The sequence below is a fragment of the Paenibacillus whitsoniae genome, from assembly GCF_003955665.1.
In the GTDB taxonomy this organism is placed as follows: domain Bacteria; phylum Bacillota; class Bacilli; order Paenibacillales; family NBRC-103111; genus Paenibacillus_E; species Paenibacillus_E whitsoniae.
In genome coordinates this window covers 1-22,336 of the sequence record NZ_RXHU01000101.1, presented here as the reverse complement: position 1 = coordinate 22,336, position 22,336 = coordinate 1, and the positions used below count along the sequence as shown (strand labels likewise).

Here is a 22,336-nt window from a genome sequence, read left to right as displayed (position 1 = left end):
AGTTCATCCTCGTGGGGGGCTTGTTTACCGTCCAGAAGAGCGGCGGGTGAACGAGAACAAGAGGTTGCTTTCCCACACTCTTTTCCAAAATTTGCTTCAAGGCGTATAATAGGGAGATCACTACAGTGTAGTTTTATTGTCGCTCAGGAGGTAAACCAGTGTGCTTACTCTGTTATTAACCGTGTTGCTTGTCATTGTGATTCTTCCGCCCCTCGTTTTTTTCGGATATATGTATGTGCTGTCCAAGCAGCCGAAGCATTCGATCATCCGTTCCCACCCGTTTCTCGGATGGGTCCGTTACTTGCTCGAGAAGCTGGGGCCGGAGTTCCGGCAGTATTGGTTCGATCATGACACGGAAGGAAGGCCGTTTTCGCGGGCCGATTTTGTAGGGCTCGTGTATGCAGCCAAATATCGGACGGATCTGATTTCGTTCGGTGGGAGACGCGACTACGAGAAACCGGGGTTTTACTTGTCGAACAGCATATTCCCCAAGTTATCGAGTGAGCTGCGTGTGGATAACGCCTCCATGCTGGCCGGAAAGAAATACGTCATTACGGATGAAGGGCTTTTTACCCGACAGGAAAAATTCATTGATGATCAAGTCAAGCCTTGGCTGCTGCTGGATGAAGATGCGATCATCGTCGGTGAGGCGCGCAAGCACCCTTGGCGGCTGAAAGGCATGTTCGGCGCTTCGGCCACATCGTTCGGCGCCGTAGGCGAGAACTACATTCAATCGACCGGACACGGCGCCAGCATGGCAGGCGGCTCGTGGATCAACACCGGCGAGGGCGGTGTGGCGGAGGAGCATCTCGCTTCCGGTGCAGATGTAGTTTCTCAGATCGGGCCTGGGTTGTTTGGCTTCCGGGATGACATCGGGCAGTTCTCGATCGAAGCGTTTCGGGCCAAAGCCTTAATACCGAACATCAAAGCATTCGAGCTCAAATTTCACCAGGGCGCGAAAATTCGCGGCGGCCATCTGGAAGGCTCGAAGGTGACAGAAAAGGTGGCTGCGACTCGGCTGGTGCCGATCGGCAAAACGGTCAACTCGCCTAACCGTTTCGAGTTTCTGACGAATCCCGAGGAAGCGCTTCGCTTCATCCGAATGCTGCAGGAGGAAGGCGGGAAGCCGGTAGGCGTAAAAATCGTCGTCGGTGATCCCAAGCGGTTAGAGCCCATGTTCCAGGCGATGGTGGAGCTCGACATCGTGCCCGATTTTATCACGGTTGACGGTTCAGAAGGCGGTTCCGGGGCCACGTTTAAGGCGATGGCCGATGGTATGGGCCTGCCGCTTTACGCAGCCTTAATCATTTTGGACGATACGGCCCGCAAATACGGCGTTCGCGAGAAACTGAAAATTTTCGCCTCCGGGAAGCTGATCACGCCGGATAAGGTGGCGATCGCGCTGGCGCTTGGGGCCGATTGCGTCAACTCCGCCCGCGGCTTTATGATGGCAAACGGCTGCATTATGGCATTGCAGTGCCATACCGGCAAGTGCCCGACAGGCATTACGACGACGGACGCCAAGTATCAGGCGGCGTTGGCGCCGGAGGAGAAGCAGTGGCGCGTGATGAACTATATTTTGCAGCTGAGAGAAGGGCTATTCTCCCTGGCGGCGGCATGCGGGTTGGAAAGTCCGCGGGGATTGACGCGCGAGCATGTCGTCTTTACGAATAGCAATGGGCAGACGCAGCGCATCATTGACTTGTTTCCTTATCCTGAGACATAAGAAGAAGCCGCAGGAATGCGGCTTTTTTTTTGGTACCAACAGCCTATTTACAAGTCGTTGAAGGGATTTTGATTCTTAAAATCGAAATAATCATTGTCATCAGCATTTACTACATAGAAAAGAAGAGCGAACAAGGATCGGCTCATCGCTTTTTGGGAAGGAATCTTATGCTATTTGAAACCGGCAACCAAATCCCGAACGAATACTGGTCGATTTTTGAAAAATCTCCAGGCGGCATTTCATTGGCCACTGACCCGTATTGTACGAAGATCTTCCACAACGCTAAAGCTTCATCGATGCTGCGCATTTCGTCAGGCTGCAATTTCTCGCATTCGGCGAGCGAGTCCCCGAACGTAAAAGTGTATCGGGACGGCATCGAGCTCGAGCCTGAAGAGATGCCGATGCAACGCTCCGGATCCCAGCAAGTGGAAGTGCGCGAGGAAGTGTTGGAATTTGTATGGGAAGACGATCATCGGCTGGTCTCCGTCTGGAATTCAAGTCCGATACTAAATCAAAGAGGTGACGTACTCGGTGTCGTTGCATCTTCGGAGGATATTACCAAGTATGTCCTGAGAGAACGACAAGTGCGTACGGATAAAACGATTTTAGAGAAGATTATAGATGAAAAAGTGGAAGAGTACGCCCAACTTCGCAATGAAATAACGAGGCTTGATCGACTTAGTTTGGTCGCCCAGATGGCGGCAAGCATCAGTCATGAGGTCCGCAATCCGATCACGACTGTGCGCGGCTTCCTGCAGTTGATGCAGCAGAGCAAGACGCCAAACCATCATAATTATTATGACCTCATCATTAGCGAGCTGGATCGGGCGAATGAAATCATCGGTAATTTTTTGTCACTCGCGAAGCATAACGACCCGCAAGAATGCGAAGAGCAGGATTTGCTGGCGACGTTTCAAGCGGTCATGCCCATCTTGGAAGCGGATGCGTTGATGATGGGGAAGCGAATCAAGTTTATCCCGGCTCAAGTGTCGCGGCTGAGCTTCAATGCGAAAGAGATTCAGCAAGTTTTGATCAATCTGGTGAGAAACAGCTTGGAAGCGTCGGAGAAAGGCGCTTGCGTGACCATTTCCTTGTTTGAGAGCGTGGTGCAGCTTGGCTTTTCCGTGAAGGATGAAGGAAAAGGCATCCCTCCGCACATCCTTAAGAAATTGGGGACGCCGTTTCTGACAACGAAAGAGAACGGAACAGGCCTGGGACTTTCGATTTGCTTTGACATTGCAAGGCGTCATGACGCAGAAATTAAGATTCAGAGCGACGAGCGCGGGTCAACGTTTCATTTTATATTCAACAAATCGGACAAACCTTGAAACCAAATTGCTCGGCAGGCGTATAGAATGGGATGAAAGTGACAAGACTTTCAATCAATTCTCAAACCTGGAGGGTTCAGACACAATGCTGAAAAAAGTAATTACGCTCATCATGGCAAGTATGCTGGTGTTCTCGGTGACAGTGCCGACAATCGTTTCCGCGAAAACGTCATACAAAGCGCCTAAGAAGAGCTACACGCCAAGCAATCAGCAGAAAGCTACGACGAGCAACACGACGAAAACCGAGACTAACACGAATAACGCAACGAAGACAACCACCGGTTCGACAACGGCGACGAAGAAGCCTGGATTTTTCAGTGGCGGTTTGATGAAAGGTCTCCTGATCGGCGGTATTGCCGGCATGCTGTTCGGCGGTTTGTTCGGGGGCATGGGCTTCCTGGGCAACATCCTGGGACTGATGGTTAATGTCCTGGCGATTATCGTGGTTATCATGCTCATTATGCGCATTGTGGCGTACTTCAAGCAAAAGCGCAAACCGAAGCATAATCAGGAGTGGAACTAACGATGCGTTTATCGGAACAGGACATTGTGAACGCGCTGTGCCTTCATATGGCGCAGCGCAAAGGGCTGAAGCCAACGGACGTGGATGTGGAATTGATGTGGGACGAGGATCTCGGTTTCTCCGCAGAAATTCATACGCAGGGCCGCAGTCAAATTTTGACCCAGTCCAATATGTTCGAGGCGATTGTGCAATATTTATACAATGAGTTTCAATTGCGTGTGTTCTGGGACCAGATCCGCTTAACGCTGGAAGAAGAGATTGTCGCAGACATCGCCGTTTAACGCTATTCCACTTCAGAACCGTTTTCCTATAGGGAAAGCGGTTTTTATTTTTTTGTAAATTTAATATTTTCTCATGGACTTCTCATGTTCTTCGGGTAAACTGCTAGTAGTAAGAAAATTGACATCCTGACATGATTGTGGGATAAAATGGTAGAAATGGCGCGAAGGAAGGGATACGTCTGAAACGCATACTGCTCATTGAAGATGAGAAAAACTTGGTTCGCTTCATTCAGCTCGAGCTGGAGCACGAAGCCTTCGCCGTCAAGGCTGCCTACGATGGCAAATCCGGTTTGGCGCTCGCCCTGCAAGAGGACTGGGATCTCATTTTGCTCGATATTATGCTGCCTGAGCTAAACGGGCTTGAGGTGTGCGGGCGGATTCGGGCGGTCAAGAAGACGCCGATTGTTATGCTCACAGCCAGGGATAACGTGACCGACCGCGTGTCCGGTTTCGACAGCGGGGCAGATGACTACATTCCGAAGCCGTTTGCGATTGAAGAGCTGCTCGCGCGCATTCGAGCGGTGTTCAGACGCATTGAGTTGGAAAGCGATGCGGGGCATGCGCAGCTTGCTTTTGGGCCTGTCAGAGTCGACTTGGATGCCAGGCTCGTTTACCGGGGAGAGGAACTGGTCGATCTGACGAAGCGTGAGTTCGATCTGCTCGTGATGTTTGTGAAAAATCATCATCTGGTTCTCACGCGCGATATGCTGCTGGATCAAGTCTGGGGCTTCGACTCTCTCGTTGAAACAAACGTTGTGGACGTCTATGTCCGCTATTTACGAAATAAACTGGATGTACCCGGTGAGGCGAGCTGTATTCAGACGGTTCGCGGTATTGGTTATGTGATGCGATGAAGAAATGGGTGCTGACATGGATTAGACGACTTCCAATTAAGTGGAAATTAATGCTGGGGGCGGCGCTGCTAATTTTCCTTCTGTTTGCTTCCTATAATTTTGCGCAGTATCATGTGCTCAAGCAGTTGATGATGAAGCAGGAAGAGGACAAGATTCAGGTCGGTATGATGCAACTGCAGGATTTTCTGCAAAATAAGTCTGCAAACGATCTTCAGCTTCCGGAAAGTCGTTCTTTTATTGAGAAGCTCACCGGCAAAAATCAGTTCGCGCGCATTCTCGACGATAACGGCAAAGCACTGCTGACGATTGCTAACCATTTTAATCCGGAGTGGGTGGCGCCGCGGCGTGCGGATGCCCCTCAGCTATATGACACGACGTTTCGCGATTTTCATTTGCTCATCTATCGGAGTCCGCTGAACACGGCCAGTTTCCAGGGCACGCTGGAGCTCGGCAGCAATCTGGAAACGTTCGATTATTTCAGCGAGCGGCTGCTCTGGGTCATGTTGATTGGAGGCGTTCTGGCCGTCTTTATCAGCGTGCTCAGCGGGCTGGCGATTGCCAGAACGTTTATGCGTCCGATTCGGGCATTGGCGTCCACGATCCGCAGCGTTAAGAAGAAGGGGCTGACCGTGCGGGTCGACAATATTCAAAATGGGGATGAACTGTCGGGGCTCGCGATGATGTTCAACGATTTGATGGGGCAGCTTGAAATTTCGTTCAAGCAGCAAAAGCAGTTTGTCGAGGATGCTTCCCACGAATTGCGAACGCCGATTACGATTCTGGAAGGCCACCTGTCCCTGCTCAATCGATGGGGCAAGTCGGATCCGGCCGTCCTGGATGAATCGCTGGAAGCTTCTCTTTACGAGGTCAGGCGATTGAAAAAGCTCGTTCAAGAGCTGTTAACGTTAACGAAAGCGGAATCGAATCAATATCCCCTTGTCGCGGAGCCGATTTTGGCGGTGCCTTCTATTCGTGAGACGGTGAAGCGCTTCGAGATTCTGAATCCGGACTTTCAATTTATCGATCATCTGTCTACGATTGAAGAGGTCCAGCTGCTTGTCAGTCCGATGCATCTGGAACAGATTCTGATGATCGTGCTGGATAATGCTGTGAAATACTCCGTCCATCGAAAAACGATTGAAATCGAAGGTGTTTGTTTAAAAAGAACAGTTCAAATTCGCGTGCAAGATCACGGTATCGGCATTCCGGCTGCCGACTTGCCGCATATTTTCGACCGGTTCTACCGGGTTGATAAAGCACGCAATCAAGAAATCGGCGGCACAGGACTTGGCCTCGCGATCGCCAAACAGCTCGTACAGCAGTATCAGGGGACGATTGCCATAGAAAGTGAGGAAGGCAAGGGGAGCTGCGTGGAACTGACCTTTCCGCTCGTCCCTGCCGCTTGGAGCGATATTCCTATGCGATGAAAGGTGGAATCCCAGCGATGAATGCGAACCCGCGTATATTGATTCTTACAGCCAGCTACGGCAATGGGCATCTTCAAGCGTCCAAGGCGCTGTATCAACAATTTGTCAACCAAGGGATCGAGCATGTCAAAGTCGTGAATCTGATGAAAGAGGGGCATCCATTTATCCATCTGCTGACAACCAAACTCATCGATACAAGTCTGAAAAGCTCACGGTTTGGATTGGATTACTATGGATGGTGCTACTATCTGACACGGGAGACGAAACAGACGGCGCTGTTTCAGAAATCGATGATCTATTTGGGGCAAAAAAAGCTGCGAGAGCTCATCGAACAGGAAAGGCCCGATGTCGTTATTAATACGTTCCCGTTCGGCGCCGCGCCGGAAATTTGCCGTTCCATGGGGATTCAGAACGTAACGATTCTGACCGACTACGCCTTGCATGCGAGCTGGCTTCACACCAATGTCGATACATATTATGTGGCGACGGAGGAGCTGAAGCGGCAGCTTGTGTTTCGTGGCGTGAGCAGAGAACGGGTCAAGGTCAGCGGCATTCCCATTCGCCAGGAATTTGCGCAGAGCAAGCAGGGGCAGGGGGCGAACACCGCAGCTCGCAAAATGTTAATCATGGCGGCAGATGCCGGCGTGAACAGCTATATGGAAGAGCTGCTGCAGGAGCTCTCCGTTATACCGGACTGCGAGCTGAACGTCGTGTGCGGCAATAATCATAAGCTGCAAAAGCGTCTTGACGAGCAGTTCGCCGGGCATCCGCGTATCACGGTCCACGGGTATGTGGAGGCGATGCAGCGGATGATGGCGGAAGCGTGCTGCATCTTGACCAAGGCAGGCGGGCTTACTCTTACGGAAGCACTGGTGTCCAAACTTCCGATTTTCATCTATAAGCCGCATGCCGGTCAGGAAAAGGAGAATGCCAGATATTTGGCGAGCCGCGGCGTCGCTTCGATTTCCAATTCGTTGGAAGAGCTTGTCGGGAACATCACTTATTACCTCGCGCACCCGGAAATAGCGAGCGAGGTACAGGAGCGCATGGAGGCGCTGCAGCGCAGTCATGCATCGGTTCATATTGTGAGCGACATCTTGTACCGCTGTGTGCAGAAGGGGATGTCGATATCTATCTAAAGAGGGAGGATGCAGCCGCTATGGAGTTCACCCTGTTGAGTTTTCATCATGTCAAAACCGTATCGTTCTGGTTCTTGATCGGTTTGTGCGGCTATTCATTCATCCCTACGGTCATTGTCCGCGTAATCGGGGGAAAGTCATTCTATAAAAGAAACCGCTCGACCGGCATTGCGTTAACATTCGATGATGGGCCTGATCCGGCGTATACGCCGCAGCTGCTGAATTTGCTTCGCAAGTACCGTATCCAGGCTGCATTCTTCGTGCTCGGGTCGAAAGCGGAGCAGCATCCGGAACTGATTAAACGCATGCAAGACGAAGGGCATTTAATCGGCATTCATAATTATCGACATTGGTCGAATGCACTGCTGACACCGAAAAAAGTCAGGAAGCAGCTGCAGGATACGGAAAATGTCATTGTCGGAATTACCGGCAGCAAACCGATGTATTACAGGCCGCCGTGGGGCGTCATCAATGTGTTCGATTTCCTGCTGGCGCGTAAATATCAATTTGTGCTGTGGACGCTGATGGTGAAAGACTGGCGCTGCAGCGGCGGAAAAGAACGCATAAAGCGCAAGCTGCTTGCACGGCTCAAGCATAACGATATCATCGTACTGCACGATAGCGGTCAGACGTTGGGCGCTGACCGCTTTGCGCCGCGCTATATGCTGGAAGCACTGGAGGAATTTTTGGCGGAGTGCAAGCGGAAGGAGCTTGTGTTTCTGCGCGTAGATGACAAAATTCGTTTGGAGGCGAAGCAGGCCGAGTACGTGCAGCACGGCTCGCAGAACATAGAGGTGTAAGGGCATATGTCTGGATAAAAGACGACCGTCTGGCGAAGAAGCCAGGCGGTTTTTATTTTGTAAGATGAAATTTACAGATATATTAGTAAATATGTTTTTACAATCAAATAAATATTTGCTTGCAACTTATTTTAAATAAGTTATAATGAGAAATGTAACAAATAAAATTACAGAATGAGAGAGTGAGATCATGGCAACTGTTCTTTACATTACGGCAAATCCGAACGACCACCAAACTTCCTTCAGCATGGCTGTCGGCAAAGAGTTCATTGACGCTTATCGCCAAGCTAACCCAGGCGACGAAATTATTCATCTTGATTTGTTCAAAGAAAACGTACCGCAAATCGACGGCGATGTATTGAACGGTTGGAACAAACTGCGTTCCGGCGCCGCGTTTGACACGCTGACTGCCGATGAGCAAGCGAAAATTGCCCGTCTCGGTCAAATTGTTGACCAATATGTCGCGGCTGACAAATATGTATACGTCTCTCCAATGTGGAACTTCTCCTTCCCGCCGGTTCTGAAAGCCTACATCGATGCGATTTGCTCGGCAGGCAAAACATTCAAATACACAGAGCAAGGCCCAGTTGGTTTGCTAAATGACAAAAAAGCGCTGCACATCCAAGCATCCGGCGGCGTCTACTCCGAAGGTCCTGCTGTAGGCTTCGAGTCCGGCCACAGCTACCTGGCGAAAATCATGCAATTCACCGGCGTTCCTAGCTTCGAAGGCATCTTCGTTGAAGGTATGGCGGCTGCGCCAGGTGAAGCGGAAACGATTAAAGCGAATGCGATCGTGAAAGCTAAGGAAGCGGCTGCACGTTTCTAATAATAATTAGGGAAGAGCTGTGTGTCACAGCTCTTTTTTTCTGTTTTTCCGGGGACGGTGCCTTGCTTTTTCACGTCGTTTTCGCTAAGCTTAAGTTGGATGCGCTTACATGGAAAGTCAGAGGAAGGGAACATCGGCGCCCAAAACCTTTTTGGAGGTGAATCCATGTCCGAGCAGGATCGACCTTGGTTTTACGATGGTTCCGGAAGTCTCGTATTCGAGCAGGAAGGTGCGGCAAATGCGCAAGCCGAGTCGCTGAAAGAACTGAGCAAGAAGGAGTCGTGGCGAAAATTTGTAAGCGGCAATCCTTATGAAGGGCTTGATACGGGCCGAATGTAATATATAAAACACGCTAAATATCATATAATCCGATAAAACGCATCGGAATATATGATATTTTTATTGACGGCGACAACTCGGGATGTTACGCTATGCATAAGTTCACAACGATCACAATTGAATCTTGGGTGACCACCGTTTCAACGGAGACACTTTTTCTCAATCGGAGAAGAGTGTCTCTTTTTTATTATATAAAGGAGTTGAGTGATTTGACTGAAGCGCTGCTTACGATCCAGCAATTAAACAAGACGTTTACGTCAAGTAAAGGTGCTGTGCAGGCACTACACGATGTTCAACTGCATGTGAAAGAAGGGGAGTTCATAACAGTTATCGGCCCCAGCGGATGCGGCAAAAGCACGCTGTTAAAAATTATCGCCGGACTGGACGCTCAGTACACGGGTGTGGTTCGACTTGGCGGCGAACCGATTAAAGCGCCGGGTATTGACAAAGGTTTTATTTTTCAAGAGCCGCGCTTGTTTCCGTGGTTGACGGTTGAGAAAAACATCGCGGCAGATTTATCGCTCAAGCAGGCCGATGTGCGCCGTAAAGTCGACGAGCTGATTGCGCTCGTGCGACTGGAAGGTTTTCAGAAAGCTTATCCGCGTGAGCTGTCGGGCGGTATGGCCCAGCGGGTTGCCATTGCCAGGGCACTGCTTCGCAGTCCGAAGGTGCTGCTGCTTGACGAGCCTTTCGGCGCACTTGACGCGTTTACCCGTACACATATGCAGGAAGTGCTCATCGACATTTGGCAAAAAAATAAAACGACGATGATTTTCGTCACGCATGATATTGATGAGGCGATTTATCTCGGCAACCGGGTTGTCATTCTCAAGCCTCGGCCTGGCGCAATCCGGAATATCGTACCGATTGATCTGCCGTTCCCGCGGAAGAAATCGACGACCTCTTTTCAAGAGCTGAGACTGAAGGTGCTGAACGAATTTGAAAAAATCGAGGAGCTTGAATTGGTTGACAGCTCGGGAATTTAAAAAAGAGAGGGGACGTATACGATGACTACTCCGCAAATGAAGCAGGTTAGCTCAGAAGCGGTGCTGGCTACTCGGCCGCAGTGGAACGGCAGTAGCAGCATCGTGCGCCAACGCATCCAGCGAATTGGCCTTGGCGCTTTAGTGCCGGCTTTCGCCCTTGCCGCATGGCAGATCCTTGGGGATCAAGGATTTATTTCATCGTTGTTATTTCCGACGCCGTCCAGGATTGTGCAAGCCGGGGTTCGCTTGGTAGAGACCGGCGAACTGTGGGGACACATGAAGATCAGCATCGTGCGGGCTTTGATCGGGTTCGCGTTGGGAGGCGCGCTCGGGTTGGCTTTTGGCGCATTAGTCGGTTTGTTCCGGCAAACGGAACGGGCACTGGACCCGACCGTTCAGATGCTGCGAATGGTTCCGCATTTGGCCATTGCTCCGCTTTTTATTCTGTGGTTCGGGATCGGAGAGACGGCGAAAATCTTACTGATTGCCAAGGGCGCTTTTTTTCCATTGTACATCAATACTTTTCTTGGCATTCGCGGAGTGGACAACAAGCTGTTCGATGTCGCCAAAGTGCTTGGCTTCAGCCGCTGGAAGCAGGCGACCCGGCTCACGATTCCTGCAGCGCTGCCGAATATTTTGCTCGGCGTTCGCATCTCGCTAGGCGTATCGTGGCTGGGCCTTGTCGTCGCGGAGCTGATGGGCGCTACGTCGGGAATCGGCTATATGATGTCCGATGCGCGGCAATTCTCGAAAACGCCGGTCGTTTTTGTCGGCATCTTCGTCTTCGCTCTGTTCGGCATTGTGGCTGATAGCGCTGTGCGTTATCTCGAACGGAGATGGCTGCGTTGGAAAGACAGTTTCAAGGGGTAGGTAAGGAAAAGCGATTGAGAGATATCGGAACGAATTTCAGAGACAAAGGAGGCATATGCCATGAGCAATTCTGCAAAAATGATTCAACAAGCCGCTCCCGGGCTTCGCTCATCCGAGGCGTCCGAAGGGAAAAGCGTCTATCGCTTGCGACGTTTGAAAGAAAAAGCCAACGATGTGGCCGTCGGTGCGATTCTACCGTTTTTTATTCTGATCGTTTGGCAAGCTGCGGGGGATCTGGGCTGGATTTCTACGGGGTTTCTGCCGACACCGCTTCGTATCCTCGAGCAATTTCAATCGCTGCTGGCTTCCGGCGAGCTGTCCACGAATTTGGCTATTTCGCTGAAGCGAGCGTTCATCGGGTTTCTGATCGGCGGTACGATCGGGTTGGTCTTCGGCTTTTTTGTGGGTTTTATCCAGAAGCTGGAATCGCTGCTTGATCCTTCGTTTCAAATGCTGCGGATGATTCCCCATCTCGCGATTGCGCCGCTGATTATTCTGTGGCTTGGATTCGGCGAGGCGTCGAAAATCTGCATTATCGCGACGGGTTCTTTCTTTCCAATGTATTTATACACGTTTTTGGGGATTCGTGGCGTTGATCAAAAGCTGTTTGAAGTTGCGCAAGTGCTGAGCTTCAGCAAAACCAAACAGATTTTTCGGCTTATTTTACCTGCTTCTCTGCCGAGCGTTCTGCTGGGTTTGCGGCTCTCTGTCGCAATTTCCTGGCTGGGCCTGGTCGTTGCAGAGCTTATTGGCTCACAGCAGGGCATTGGCTTTCTGATTAATTACGGCAAGCAAAATTCGAATGCCGAGCTTATTTTTGTTGGGGTTATTCTATTTGCCGTCATTGGAAAAACGATTGATTCTTTTGTGCGGTGGCTGGAGAAATCGTGGCTGAGCTGGCGAGATAGCTATCAAGGATAACGGACATCCAAGATGAGGGGGATGCGTGAAGATGAGTGAGATTCGTACGAAAAAACGGCAGGCGGATGTTCTTGTCATCGGGGGAGGTCCTGCTGGGGCATGGGCGGCATGGAGCGCCGCACAGCAAGGAGCCAAGGTGATCCTGGCGGATAAAGGCTACTTAGGCTCCAGCGGGGCGACCGCCCCAGGGGGCACCAATCTGCTTTATTTGCCGCCGGACGCCGAGCTTCGGGAAAAAGCGGTGCAGCAGCGCTATCAAGAGAGCGGCTATTTGGCGGAACCGGCCTGGATCCATCGCGTGCTGGACCAGGTCTACGAAAGCCTCCTGCTGGTCGAAAGCTGGGGCTACCCGTTCCGGCGGGACGAGAACGGCGTGCCGCTGCGCGATCATTTGCAAGGGCCTGAATACATGAAAATTATGCGCCGCCAAGTCAGCCGCGCCGGGGTTACGATCCTCGATCAGTCGCCGGCGCTTGAACTGCTCAGCGATGAGCACGGCGTTGGCGGTGCGCGGGGGATTAACCGGCTGACCGGCGAGGACTGGGAAGTACGGGCGAATGCCGTCGTCCTGGCGACGGGCGGCTGCGCTTTTCTGAGCAAAGGGCTCGGCTGCAATGTGCTGACCGGCGACGGGTATCTCATGGCGGCCGAGCTTGGCGCCGAGCTGTCCGGCATGGAGTTCACTCGTCAGTATGCGCCGAGTGCGGCGTTCGGCACCGTGACGAGAGGTCGGCTGCTGAACTGGGCCACATATACGGCTGAAGATGGCACTGTGCTGCAGGGCGGCGGTCCGCGCGCCGGCGATTTTCTGCCGAACATGCTCAGCAAAGGGCCTGTGTATGCAGTGCTGAATCATGCGGATACGGAAGAAAAGCAGCAAATTCTGCGAAAATCGCATGCGATTTTCTTCTTGCCGCTGGATCGTGCGGGCATCGATCCGTTCAAAGAACGGTTCCCGCTGACGCTGCGCTACGAGGGAACCGTCCGTGGCACAGGCGGCATCCGCCTCACCGACGAGAGCTGTGCGTCTTCGGTGCCGGGCCTTTATGCCGCCGGCGATGCGGCCACCCGTGAACGTGTCACGGGGGCGAAGTCGGGCGGAGGCGCGTTCAACGCCTCCTGGGCGATTTCCTCCGGCACGTGGGCGGGCGCCGGAGCGGCGACGCATGCGCTGGCGCTGGGGCGCAGCGCGGCCGGGCGCAACCCGCAGCCCGCGGGCCGCTATGGCGTCGCGGGCAAGGCGTCAGCGGCGGCTGAGCTGGACGCAGCCGCCTTGGTTGAGGCGGTCCAGCGGGAAGTGTTTCCGCTGGACATCAATTATTTCCGCAGCGAGCCTGTGCTGCGGGAGTCGCTGGCGCGCCTGGATGCCCTGTGGAGCGGCATCCAGGGCGCCGCAGCCTCGCCCACGGTGCAGGGGCGGGTGCGGGCGAGAGAAGCGGCCGCGATGCTCGCAACGGCGCGCTGGATGTACGCCGCCGCGCTGGCGCGCAAGGAGTCGCGCGGGCTTCACCGTTTCCTGGAATATCCGGAAACGGATCCGCTTCAACAGCATCGGCTGACGGTCTCTGGCTTCGATCACATTCACGTTCGGCCTGAGGCGTTTCAGCATCAGGAGGTGACTGTACGATGATCGAGGTGGTAAGCGCAGAGCGCTGCGTAGCTTGCAATCAGTGCGTCCGGGTATGTCCGACGAACGTGTTCGATAAGGGGGCGGACGGCATCCCGGTAATTGCCCGTCAGGACGATTGCCAAACTTGCTATATTTGCGAGGTCTATTGCCCGGTAGACGCGCTGTATGTTGCGCCGTTTGCCGATCCCTTGGAGGCTCCGCCTTCCGAGAAGGAGCTGGCTGACGGCGGCGTATTGGGCAGCTGGCGGGAGATCATCGGCTGGGGCAAAGGGCGGACAACGCTGGCTGAGCTCGATACGACGCCGTTCATTGACCGGATTTTACCGAAGCGCGGGTCATGAATTGAATTTTTCTATTGACGTTATAAAAAATTAGCGATATGATGCGTATAATCCGATTAAACAAGTAGGTATTAACGGGAAAGAGAATAGAGCTGAAGCAAGCGAGGCCAACCGTACACACGGAGGCATTCCTGACGACAGGGATGCCTCTTTTTTGTTGTACCAATTCTAGGGAGGTTATGGGTAATGGCAAATGTGTGGGAAGACAGTGAACTCCGATTGACGGCTGATGTCCTGGTGATTGGCGGGGGACCGGCCGGCACCTGGGCGGCTTTAACGGCGGCAACGCAAGGAGCCAAGGTCATCTTGGCGGATAAGGGATATTGCGGCACCAGCGGGGCTACGGCGCCATCAGGCACTGGGGTATGGTATATCAAGCCGGATGAGAAGCTGAGAGAAGAAGCGAGATTAAGCCGGTTTCAACTCGGCGGACAGCTGGCCGAAACCCGCTGGATGAACCGTGTGCTGGACCGCACGTACGAGAACATGAACAAGCTTGGCGCGTGGGGCTATCCGTTTCCGAAAGACGATCTTGGCGAGCCTTACAAAAGGGGTCTCCAAGGACCGGAGTATATGAAATTGATGCGCAAGCTGGTGCAAAAGGCCGGCGTTCAAATTCTGGACCACAGCCCGGTGCTTGAGCTGCTCGCCGATGAGCACGGTGTCGGCGGCGCGACCGGTGTGCGGACGCAAACCGGCCAAACCTGGACGGTGAAGGCGGGAGCCGTCGTCATTGCAACCGGTGGCTGCGCGTTCCTCAGCAAAGCGCTCGGCACAAACGTGTTGACCGGCGACGGGTACTTGTTGGCGGCGGAAGCCGGGGCGGATTTCTCCGGTATGGAATTCTCGAATGCCTATGCCATCTGCCCGACGTTCTCCTCGGTTACCAAAACGGCGTATTATCGGTACGCGTCTTTCTACTACGAGGACGGTACGATTGTCGAGGGCGCAGGTTCCCAGCGCGGACGCTCGATCATCGCGCGGAATTTGCAGCAAGGCCGGCAGGTGTACGCTTCGCTGGATCAAGCGCCGGACGATATTCAGCCTTTGCTGCGCGTGAACCAAACGAATTTCTTCCTGCCGTTTGACCGGTTGGGCATCAACCCGTTCAAAGATAAATTCCCGGTGACGCTGCGGCTGGAAGGCACGGTCCGGGGCACGGGCGGCATTCGCATCGTTGACGAGCATTGCGCGACGGCGGTGCCGGGCTTGTACGCAGCGGGTGACGCTGCAACGCGCGAGCTGATCTGCGGCGGCTTCACCGGCGGCGGCAGCCACAATGCCGCTTGGGCGATGTCGTCAGGCTCGTTCGCCGGGGAAGGGGCGGCCCAGTACGCCAAGACGCTTGGCGATAAACAAACAAGCCGCGAGTTGAACCGCGTGTCGACGACGGCTTTTGCCGGATCGGATGCAAGCGCGTCAACTGCCCGCTCGCTCGAGGCGACACGCGCGGTTCAGGCAGAGGTACAGCCGTATGACCGCAATTTGTTCCGAACGCAGGAAGGGCTTACAGATTCTTTAACCAGACTTGATCATCTCTGGTCGGATTTGCGGGAGCGCGTGACGACCCGCGATATTGAAGGGGTTCGCCATCGGGAAGCAACGGCGATGGCGGCAACAGCAAGATGGATGTACAATACCGCGCTAGAGCGGACGGAAACGCGTGGCATGCATAAACGCGACGATTTCCCGCAATTGGATGCGTCCCAGCAATATCGCTTGATTACCGGAGGTCTGGATCAGATCTGGACGCGACAACAAGAGGTTAACAAGGAGGCCGTTACGATATGATTGAGCTTGTCAGCGCTACGAAGTGTGTGGAGTGCAATTTATGCGTGTCCGTCTGCCCGACGAACGTATTCGATAAAGGAGAGGATGGCATCCCCGTTATTGCGAGACAAAGCGATTGCCAGACTTGCTTTATGTGCGAATTGTATTGCCCGGCGGATGCGCTGTATGTAGCACCGGATGCCGAGAAGCCGACAGTGATCCAGGAAGAGCTGTTGGACGAACAAGGGCTGATTGGCGGTTATCGCGAGAAAGTCGGCTGGGGACGCGGGCGCAGGCCTGTGGCCGAGCATCCCTATATGTATGAATTGGCGAAGAGATCTGCGGTTGGCTCATAAGCTGTCGCTGGACATGGAGAGGAGCATACTTTCATTATGATTTGGAACAAGCGTAACTCAGGCAACGGACGATTCCGTACCGTACAATTGGTCGTGCTTATGGGCTTGCTGACAGCCTTTGCTTCTGCTTGCGGCAACGGATCGGCAAGCAGCTCGCAGCCGGCAGCAGGGAAAGCTGAGGAAACGGCAGCTGCGGCCGTTAAACCGCCGAGCGTGCTCAATTACGGCTACATCGGGACGAACAAGCTGAATTTTCCTGGCGGAGCGGAAGGCTGGGGCTTCTATAAAGGCATTATTCAAGAGGAATTGAAGAAATACGGTATTACGGAAGTGAAGCTCACGGCATTCCCGAATGGTCCGGATCAGAGCGAATCGCTGATCAGCGGCAGACTTGATATCGGCAGTCTGGGAGATACCCCGGCACTGTTGGCGCGTTCCACGGGCGCGAAGACGCGGGCGATTACACAAGGCGCAACGGAAAGCATCGGCTACTTAATCGGCAAAAAAGGCGGCCCAACGTCCATTGCCGATCTGAAGGGCAAGACCGTGGCCATTCAAAAAGGCTCCTTTATGCACCGCTATATTGCAGGGCTCGTGAAAGAGCAAAAAGTGCCGGATGTGAAATTTATCCATATGCTTCGCCCGGACGGTGAAGCGGCTTTATCCCGTGGCGAGGTTGATGCCATGACGAACAGCGCAATTTTTGCGCTCAAACAGATCGAGCAAGGCTATCCCCTGATTGACGATGCCACGAAACATCCGAATCTCATCGGAACGAGTATTACGGTGGTCTCGGAGGATTACTTGAAGAAATTCCCGGGATTCCAGAAGGTGTGGAACGAAGCGAGACTCAAAGCTTATAAGGACTTGGCATCCAAGCCGGACGAATACTATCAATTTCTATCTCAACTGAATGGATTTACTCCTGAACTCAACAAGCAAGTGTCTCCGATTTCCACCATTAAAGACGTGAATTTTACGGACGACGGCGTGAAGCTGTTGGAAGGAACGAAGCAGTTCTTGGTTGATGAGAAGCTTGCAGAGAAAGATTTTGACTTGAATCAATGGATTTTAAAATAAACGCGAGGCTGACCCGCGATGAGAAAGGACGCTTTTCTATGACAACGGCACAATTCGGACAATTGAATGAAGACTTGCTTCAAGAAGTACAAGAGCACCGTAATGCGGAATATCCGGTTCATCCGATTTTTTTGAACCGCTGGTCGTCCCGCGCTTTTGATGACAAAGAGGTATCGCCGGAGACGCTGAACACAATTCTGGAGGCTGCGCGTTGGGCGCCGTCTTCAAGCAATTTGCAGCCTTGGCGTTTTGTCGTAGCAACGACGGAAGCGGAGAAGGAGCATTTCCAAGCGTTTATCAAACCGAACAACCGTCTTTGGACGGATCATGCGCCAGTGCTGCTTTTGCTGCTGTCTCATAAGCTTCGGCAGGATGGCGAGCCGAATGGAGCTCATGCGTTCGACACGGGCGCAGCCTGGGCGTCCATCGCTTTTCAGGCTCATCTGCTGGGACTGGCGACACGTGCGGTCGGCGGCTATGAACGCGACAAAGCACGCGAAGTGCTGAGCATTCCTGACGAGTACGAACTTCATGCCGTCATTGCCCTAGGTTACCGCGGTTCGCGCGATACGCTCCCTGAGAGCTTGCGGGATCGGGAGCTGCCAAACGGTCGCCGCCCGCTAAACGAAAGCATTTTTAAATAAATAGATTGGGAACCAAACCGCTAAAATGAATCGACAATTTTAGCGGTTTTTTGTATACGCGTCCTAGGTCTAATGCTACAATGAACGTAACGGAAAAACCTAGAATCGTTGGTTGCTGAAGCCAGTAGGGGGCTTATTTGTGAGTGAACACGCATCTGCGCAGCGGAGTACGAAAGGCCAGGCAACGCCGGAATTGCAGACAAGCACGACCGAAACGGCGGCATCAGGCACGCTGGATGCAAGGCAGCTGTCGACGGCACGCATTATGCAAATGCAGAGAACAATGGGCAATCGGGCTGTCCAACATATGGTCCAGCGGATGGGCACCGTTTCGCCGATCGTTCAGCGGGCTGGGGGCCTATCATCAACAGCTTCTGTCCAGCAGGGAAGCGCGCCTGTGAAAACGCCGGCGGAGGAACGCAAGGAGAGCATGGATGCTGAGCGCGATGCAAAAGTGACACCACTTGTGAATACGGCTTTTACGGATATTCGGGCGAAACTTGAAGCGGCTCTGAAAACATACCTTACATCGGACTCAAAAGCAGCAACGATCCGGCAAAGTGTCAAAGACAAGGTCATCGCTGAGATCGAGGCGAGTATGGGAGCCACCGGTACAGCGGAGCAGCGAGCGGATGCGCTGAAATTTGCCAAGGACGGCGCAGAGGGCATTATGCAGGCAAAGCTGACTTCCTATGCAGGGGAATTGACGGTTAGCCAGTTTGCCGAGGAGAAGAAAAGGGATCTGACAGCAGAAGCGAACAAAGCTTACGATTTGGTCACGCCAAGCCTGAACGAGTCCGCATTCACCAAGCAGAAGTCGAAAGCAGCGAAGGACGCCGAGAAGTTGCTGGCTACGCGCTCCAAAATCCTGATCGCAAACGCGCTGGCCACTTCCAAAACGGCGATCGTGACCAAATTTGCATCGACAGCTTCCGGCGGCGCCGGCGGCTTCGACCGCATCGATGTAGGCACGACCGGAACCGCGGAATTAACAAATCGTATCGGCCTCGAGAATGAGTTGGTTGACAAAACCGTTGTGAAAACGGAGAAGGATGCAACCGGTAACGATCGTAACGTTTACGATATGGAAAACATTTATAGAACGACGCTTCATCAGCCTATGAAGCAAGCGGTGCTGCTCAAGCTCGGTGTCGGGCGCGGAGAGTTTAGACGAAGCAAGGAATTAAACGAGTTCCGCGACAAACTCAAAACTGCTGCACGTGAGAAAGTGAATCAGCAGATTGAAGCAGAGATTACACGGTCGCAGAGCCCGGCTTCTGCCGGTGGCGGTACAAGTGGCACGTCCCCGAGCCCGGCGCTGACCGCTGCGATGAATTCGCCGATGAAAGCGGAATATATGAAAATGGCGACGAAGGCCATTGCCTATAAAGATTCCAAACAGCTCGTCGATGAGGTCATGGCGACTGAGGCGGATGCGATTATTGAGGCGCTGACGCCGAAAAATGATACGATTACTGCGCTCACAAACATCGGGAAAAGCGCAGCTTACGAAGTCGCGAGAAAATCCGGCTCTACGCGTGAGCAAATTCGCGCGGCCGGCGTGAAGGCAGCCACGGCTCAAGCAGAGAAACTGCTCAAGGAGAAGAAGGATCTTGCCGTCCTGGAAGCCAGAAAGGTGACGAAAGGGACGAAGGCAGTTGGAACAACTGCGGCCACAAGACCGGATCCCGCCAAAACGCAGCAAGTTATCGCCGATATTCAGGATAATGACAAAACGAAGAAAATGGCCAAAACGGTCATTACAAAATCGGTCGAAGCGCCGGACCTCAACAGCGGTTTTGCCAAAATCGGCAAGCTGATCGATATCTCTACGCCGAATCCAGGGGATTCTTCCTCGCTGGAATTTGAACTGAAAATTCCGGTTGCTTCTGCGGCCGGTGGCGGCCATGCGTATTTCTTATTCGGCTTTGGAGGCGAAGCGGAGCGCGAGGCCGAAGACTTAACGGTCAATTCGCAGCTTACTTTCGGCGCTGGGTTTACAACGTTCGGTTTTGATGCGAATGCTCGGTTTGGGTTGTTTTTGGAAGGAAAAGGAAAAGATACGGATAGTGTCATGAATTTGCTGTCGTACGGTCTGTATCGAGAAATGGCGACGATCAGTTCGGCAGCGGCTGGCCACTTCTGGGGCAAAGGCGGCAGGTCGGGTGATTCGAAGCTGGTCGAAGCCGAGAAATGGGCGATGATGGTCGAAGAACAGCATTTGGTAGACGAATCGGAAATCAACGTCGGCGGCCTCGCCAAGCTGGCGATGGAAGCAAACGTCGGTGTGGCCGAATTCTCGGCGGAAGTGGCGTTCAAGCGGCTCAGCAAGTACAATAAGGAAATTATTGAGAAAAAAGGCAAAGACGCAACCGGAGCCCGCATGCTGACTGCAACCGAACGGCTTGCAAACGGGAAGAGCGCGATTGGCAAAGGCGAGCTGAATACGACAGTTGAAGCCGGCACGGAAATCGAGATTGGCTTCGGCAAGGACAAGGTCGCTTTCGGTCTGGAAGGGTCGATCACGAAGACTCGGAATGAGGCGGGTGAATGGATCTTGAAAGAACTCGGCCTTGAGCTTTCTGCGACGATTCCTTCCCAATTCGGGGAAGAAGGCGGCGATTTTACGAACTATGTGTCCAAGATTGTAACAGCTGCCATCGGCGGCGGCAAAAACGTGTCGGCGCTGCTCAAGAAAGCGTTCAGCAGTGAGGTTGAAGCGGACAAAGGCAAGCGCACGGCGGGAACGGTGCTGGATGCGGGCAGCGACGCGTTGTTCACCGGCAACTATTTTGACGATATTGGCACCAGCTTTGCCGAGAAAATCCAAGGCGACGAGACGGTGAACGACACGATGCGTTCCTGGCTGCCGGGACAAGACGATAGCGCTTCGAGTATTGAAACGGTGAATAAAATCGGCCTTTCTAACGCGTTGAAGCTGGGTGTAGCCTTCAAGAAGGAATACGAGGGCTGGGATCAGCCGGGCAATTGGGAGATTTCGATTGAGGCCAGCCAGGTAAAATCGCTGGAAGTCGATGCGGAAATCGTCAAAGTGGCGGTCGAGAAGGCGAAGCGCCTCGGCAAGCTGGAATTTGCCAAGGGGAAGACGACGAAGTATGAAGGCCTCGGGTTTGCAGGCGGCGGCCAGGATCGGCCGGCTCCGACAACGACGCCATAATGTGAATTGACAGTAAGAACGGGAGGAGGTTGAACGATGGCAGATGCACAAACAGGGGGTGGGCCTGAGCAATCGAGGCTCGAATTGGAACACCCGATTGCTTTCTTAACCTTAACCGGAGAGACGCTGGATGCGGTGTTGACCCAGGTTGCGCTCTCCACTGCCGGCGATGGGACTGCATGCCGACTCAGGGTGAGGGTAAGCTGGGATGTTTACCAAGTTATCGCGAGCGATGCGTGGATGGGGTTGCACGCCACTTTTCGGCTGCAGGGTCAGGAAGCGGCGCTGGAAGCCGGGCGTGACGTGGAGCTTAGGGTGGTATTAAGGCATACGCTGCTGACAACCGCGCTGCGCTTCGGTATCGAGGCCGAACATGTGCTGCAAGCACTCCTGGAGGACAGTTTGGAGGGGCAGCGGCTCCGGTGCAGCGAATGCTGGCTGATCACCGAAGCGCTTCAGCAGCTTGAGGTGCCGGCAGCATTGGCCGGCGGTACGTTGAAAAAAGGCTACCGCACGCAGTGGGCTGCGGATGTGCAGGCGTTGCCTGTTGCAGCGAAGCCGTCCCTTCACGAGACGGTGGAATCGTATATGGCGCAGGCTGAACTTGATTTTGATTGGCTGGACGGCGACATTGGCCGCTGCATGTATAGCGGGGCGAACGGCAGTTGGGCCGTTCTTATTCGTACGGATGAGGCGCAGCAGTTGTGCCTTGTGTATTCCGTTTATCCTGTCAGTGTCCCGGAAGCGCAAAGGGCGGAGTTGGCCGTATATCTGAACGAGGAGAATTACGATCTTGTTATCGGCAACTTCGAGTTGGATCCGTCCGACGGGGAACTGCGTTATCGCACGAGCCTCGATGTGGAGCAGGCAGCGTTGACACCGGCCTTGTTCCAGCGATTGTTTACGACGAACGTGGAGATGATGGATTATTATTTTCAGCTATTGGCGGGGCGAATTTGAATCGAGGCGAAGTAACCGCTAATTCCTTTGTAACGAGGTACAAACCAATGAGGCATGAAGCCAAGTTTCTCGCGATTGGATTGACGTCTTCCCACCCTCTTCGTATACTGAATTCAAATTGAATCGCTGCCGTTCGCACTCGCGTGACATTGTTGCGCGGTTGCGGGGAAAATGTAACTTTCCTAACTATGGAACCGGGTATTGCTAGTGACCTGGGTCTATAGTTTTTTTGTTCATTGCGACAGGCGGCTTGCGGAGAGGGAGGCTACCACATGAAACCAGCGACAGTTATCGACGAGGTTTTAGCGAATGAATGGTTCGCAGTATTGAAAAGCGACTGTCTCTTATACACATCTT

The 22,336-nt window shown here is 53.3% G+C and carries 21 protein-coding genes; all 21 read left to right on the top strand.

The genetic code is table 11. From position 1 onward, the window contains the following. The first annotated feature begins 160 nt into the window (after nucleotides 1-160). The 21 genes from EJQ19_RS27910 (at nucleotide 161) to EJQ19_RS27815 (ending at nucleotide 21,979) form a co-directional block, all read left to right on the top strand. Nucleotides 161-1,726, top strand: a complete 1,566-nt coding sequence (locus tag EJQ19_RS27910) for an FMN-binding glutamate synthase family protein (RefSeq protein WP_126144512.1) — start codon at nucleotides 161-163, stop codon at nucleotides 1,724-1,726. A gap of 167 nt (nucleotides 1,727-1,893) precedes the next feature. Further along, nucleotides 1,894-3,054: a sensor histidine kinase gene (locus EJQ19_RS27905; RefSeq protein ID WP_126144511.1), complete on the top strand. Its 1,161-nt coding sequence runs from the start codon at nucleotides 1,894-1,896 to the stop codon at nucleotides 3,052-3,054. Nucleotides 3,055-3,139: 85 nt separating this feature from the next. After that, complete coding sequence (locus EJQ19_RS27900) at nucleotides 3,140-3,577, top strand: hypothetical protein (RefSeq protein ID WP_126144510.1); 438 nt, start codon at nucleotides 3,140-3,142, stop codon at nucleotides 3,575-3,577. A 2-nt stretch (nucleotides 3,578-3,579) separates the two neighbouring features. Next, on the top strand, nucleotides 3,580-3,858 hold the full coding sequence (locus EJQ19_RS27895; RefSeq protein ID WP_126144509.1) for a YxcD family protein: 279 nt from the start codon (nucleotides 3,580-3,582) through the stop codon (nucleotides 3,856-3,858). A 179-nt stretch (nucleotides 3,859-4,037) separates the two neighbouring features. Continuing rightward, nucleotides 4,038-4,712, top strand: coding sequence for a response regulator transcription factor (locus EJQ19_RS27890; RefSeq protein WP_126144508.1), 675 nt, complete (start codon nucleotides 4,038-4,040; stop codon nucleotides 4,710-4,712). Continuing rightward, nucleotides 4,709-6,139: a HAMP domain-containing sensor histidine kinase gene (locus EJQ19_RS27885; RefSeq protein ID WP_126144507.1), complete on the top strand. Its 1,431-nt coding sequence runs from the start codon at nucleotides 4,709-4,711 to the stop codon at nucleotides 6,137-6,139. Before EJQ19_RS27890 ends, EJQ19_RS27885 begins: the two co-directional genes overlap by 4 nt. Nucleotides 6,140-6,156: 17 nt before the next feature. Beyond that, nucleotides 6,157-7,278 (top strand): MGDG synthase family glycosyltransferase, encoded by a 1,122-nt coding sequence (locus EJQ19_RS27880; RefSeq protein ID WP_164716752.1) that lies wholly within the window; start codon nucleotides 6,157-6,159, stop codon nucleotides 7,276-7,278. Nucleotides 7,279-7,313: 35 nt separating this feature from the next. Then, entirely contained in the window at nucleotides 7,314-8,078 is a 765-nt protein-coding gene (locus EJQ19_RS27875; RefSeq protein ID WP_241243113.1) for a polysaccharide deacetylase family protein, read from the top strand. A 190-nt stretch (nucleotides 8,079-8,268) separates the two neighbouring features. Next, nucleotides 8,269-8,904 carry an FMN-dependent NADH-azoreductase gene (locus EJQ19_RS27870; protein ID WP_126144504.1) on the top strand — a complete coding sequence of 212 codons (636 nt, stop codon included), beginning with the start codon at nucleotides 8,269-8,271 and terminating at the stop codon, nucleotides 8,902-8,904. A 165-nt stretch (nucleotides 8,905-9,069) separates the two neighbouring features. Then, nucleotides 9,070-9,243, top strand: a complete 174-nt coding sequence (locus EJQ19_RS32035; RefSeq protein WP_164716750.1) for a hypothetical protein — start codon at nucleotides 9,070-9,072, stop codon at nucleotides 9,241-9,243. Nucleotides 9,244-9,452: 209 nt separating this feature from the next. Beyond that, complete coding sequence (locus EJQ19_RS27865) at nucleotides 9,453-10,229, top strand: ABC transporter ATP-binding protein (protein ID WP_126144503.1); 777 nt, start codon at nucleotides 9,453-9,455, stop codon at nucleotides 10,227-10,229. Between the two features lie 36 nt (nucleotides 10,230-10,265). Further along, nucleotides 10,266-11,099: an ABC transporter permease gene (locus tag EJQ19_RS27860; protein WP_126144525.1), complete on the top strand. Its 834-nt coding sequence runs from the start codon at nucleotides 10,266-10,268 to the stop codon at nucleotides 11,097-11,099. Between the two features lie 60 nt (nucleotides 11,100-11,159). After that, nucleotides 11,160-12,020, top strand: coding sequence for an ABC transporter permease (locus tag EJQ19_RS27855; RefSeq protein ID WP_126144502.1), 861 nt, complete (start codon nucleotides 11,160-11,162; stop codon nucleotides 12,018-12,020). 31 nt (nucleotides 12,021-12,051) lie between these two features. Further along, nucleotides 12,052-13,650 carry an FAD-dependent oxidoreductase gene (locus EJQ19_RS27850; RefSeq protein ID WP_126144501.1) on the top strand — a complete coding sequence of 533 codons (1,599 nt, stop codon included), beginning with the start codon at nucleotides 12,052-12,054 and terminating at the stop codon, nucleotides 13,648-13,650. Beyond that, nucleotides 13,647-13,991, top strand: a complete 345-nt coding sequence (locus EJQ19_RS27845; protein ID WP_126144500.1) for a 4Fe-4S dicluster domain-containing protein — start codon at nucleotides 13,647-13,649, stop codon at nucleotides 13,989-13,991. Before EJQ19_RS27850 ends, EJQ19_RS27845 begins: the two co-directional genes overlap by 4 nt. Nucleotides 13,992-14,177: 186 nt before the next feature. Further along, nucleotides 14,178-15,782 (top strand): FAD-dependent oxidoreductase, encoded by a 1,605-nt coding sequence (locus EJQ19_RS27840; protein ID WP_126144499.1) that lies wholly within the window; start codon nucleotides 14,178-14,180, stop codon nucleotides 15,780-15,782. Next, nucleotides 15,779-16,117 carry a 4Fe-4S dicluster domain-containing protein gene (locus EJQ19_RS27835; RefSeq protein ID WP_126144498.1) on the top strand — a complete coding sequence of 113 codons (339 nt, stop codon included), beginning with the start codon at nucleotides 15,779-15,781 and terminating at the stop codon, nucleotides 16,115-16,117. Before EJQ19_RS27840 ends, EJQ19_RS27835 begins: the two co-directional genes overlap by 4 nt. A gap of 36 nt (nucleotides 16,118-16,153) precedes the next feature. Further along, complete coding sequence (locus tag EJQ19_RS27830; RefSeq protein WP_241243111.1) at nucleotides 16,154-17,197, top strand: ABC transporter substrate-binding protein; 1,044 nt, start codon at nucleotides 16,154-16,156, stop codon at nucleotides 17,195-17,197. A 38-nt stretch (nucleotides 17,198-17,235) separates the two neighbouring features. Continuing rightward, nucleotides 17,236-17,841 (top strand): nitroreductase family protein, encoded by a 606-nt coding sequence (locus tag EJQ19_RS27825; RefSeq protein WP_126144497.1) that lies wholly within the window; start codon nucleotides 17,236-17,238, stop codon nucleotides 17,839-17,841. Between the two features lie 139 nt (nucleotides 17,842-17,980). After that, complete coding sequence (locus tag EJQ19_RS27820) at nucleotides 17,981-21,019, top strand: hypothetical protein (RefSeq protein ID WP_126144496.1); 3,039 nt, start codon at nucleotides 17,981-17,983, stop codon at nucleotides 21,017-21,019. Nucleotides 21,020-21,055: 36 nt separating this feature from the next. Then, entirely contained in the window at nucleotides 21,056-21,979 is a 924-nt protein-coding gene (locus tag EJQ19_RS27815) for a YbjN domain-containing protein (protein WP_126144495.1), read from the top strand. The last annotated feature ends 357 nt before the right edge of the window (nucleotides 21,980-22,336 follow it).

Bases quoted from the DNA above. Each gene is read 5' to 3' on its own strand.
- EJQ19_RS27840 (WP_126144499.1), top strand. From the start codon at position 14,178: ATGGCAAATGTGTGGGAAGACAGTGAACTCCGATTGACGGCTGATGTC.
- EJQ19_RS27880 (WP_164716752.1), top strand. From the start codon at position 6,157: ATGAATGCGAACCCGCGTATATTGATTCTTACAGCCAGCTACGGCAAT.
- EJQ19_RS27905 (WP_126144511.1), top strand. From the start codon at position 1,894: ATGCTATTTGAAACCGGCAACCAAATCCCGAACGAATACTGGTCGATT.
- EJQ19_RS27825 (WP_126144497.1), top strand. From the start codon at position 17,236: ATGACAACGGCACAATTCGGACAATTGAATGAAGACTTGCTTCAAGAA.
- EJQ19_RS27850 (WP_126144501.1), top strand. From the start codon at position 12,052: ATGAGTGAGATTCGTACGAAAAAACGGCAGGCGGATGTTCTTGTCATC.
- EJQ19_RS27895 (WP_126144509.1), top strand. From the start codon at position 3,580: ATGCGTTTATCGGAACAGGACATTGTGAACGCGCTGTGCCTTCATATG.
- EJQ19_RS27815 (WP_126144495.1), top strand. From the start codon at position 21,056: ATGGCAGATGCACAAACAGGGGGTGGGCCTGAGCAATCGAGGCTCGAA.
- EJQ19_RS27860 (WP_126144525.1), top strand. From the start codon at position 10,266: ATGAAGCAGGTTAGCTCAGAAGCGGTGCTGGCTACTCGGCCGCAGTGG.
- EJQ19_RS27900 (WP_126144510.1), top strand. From the start codon at position 3,140: ATGCTGAAAAAAGTAATTACGCTCATCATGGCAAGTATGCTGGTGTTC.
- EJQ19_RS27885 (WP_126144507.1), top strand. From the start codon at position 4,709: ATGAAGAAATGGGTGCTGACATGGATTAGACGACTTCCAATTAAGTGG.
- EJQ19_RS32035 (WP_164716750.1), top strand. From the start codon at position 9,070: ATGTCCGAGCAGGATCGACCTTGGTTTTACGATGGTTCCGGAAGTCTC.
- EJQ19_RS27855 (WP_126144502.1), top strand. From the start codon at position 11,160: ATGAGCAATTCTGCAAAAATGATTCAACAAGCCGCTCCCGGGCTTCGC.
- EJQ19_RS27830 (WP_241243111.1), top strand. From the start codon at position 16,154: ATGATTTGGAACAAGCGTAACTCAGGCAACGGACGATTCCGTACCGTA.
- EJQ19_RS27870 (WP_126144504.1), top strand. From the start codon at position 8,269: ATGGCAACTGTTCTTTACATTACGGCAAATCCGAACGACCACCAAACT.
- EJQ19_RS27835 (WP_126144498.1), top strand. From the start codon at position 15,779: ATGATTGAGCTTGTCAGCGCTACGAAGTGTGTGGAGTGCAATTTATGC.
- EJQ19_RS27845 (WP_126144500.1), top strand. From the start codon at position 13,647: ATGATCGAGGTGGTAAGCGCAGAGCGCTGCGTAGCTTGCAATCAGTGC.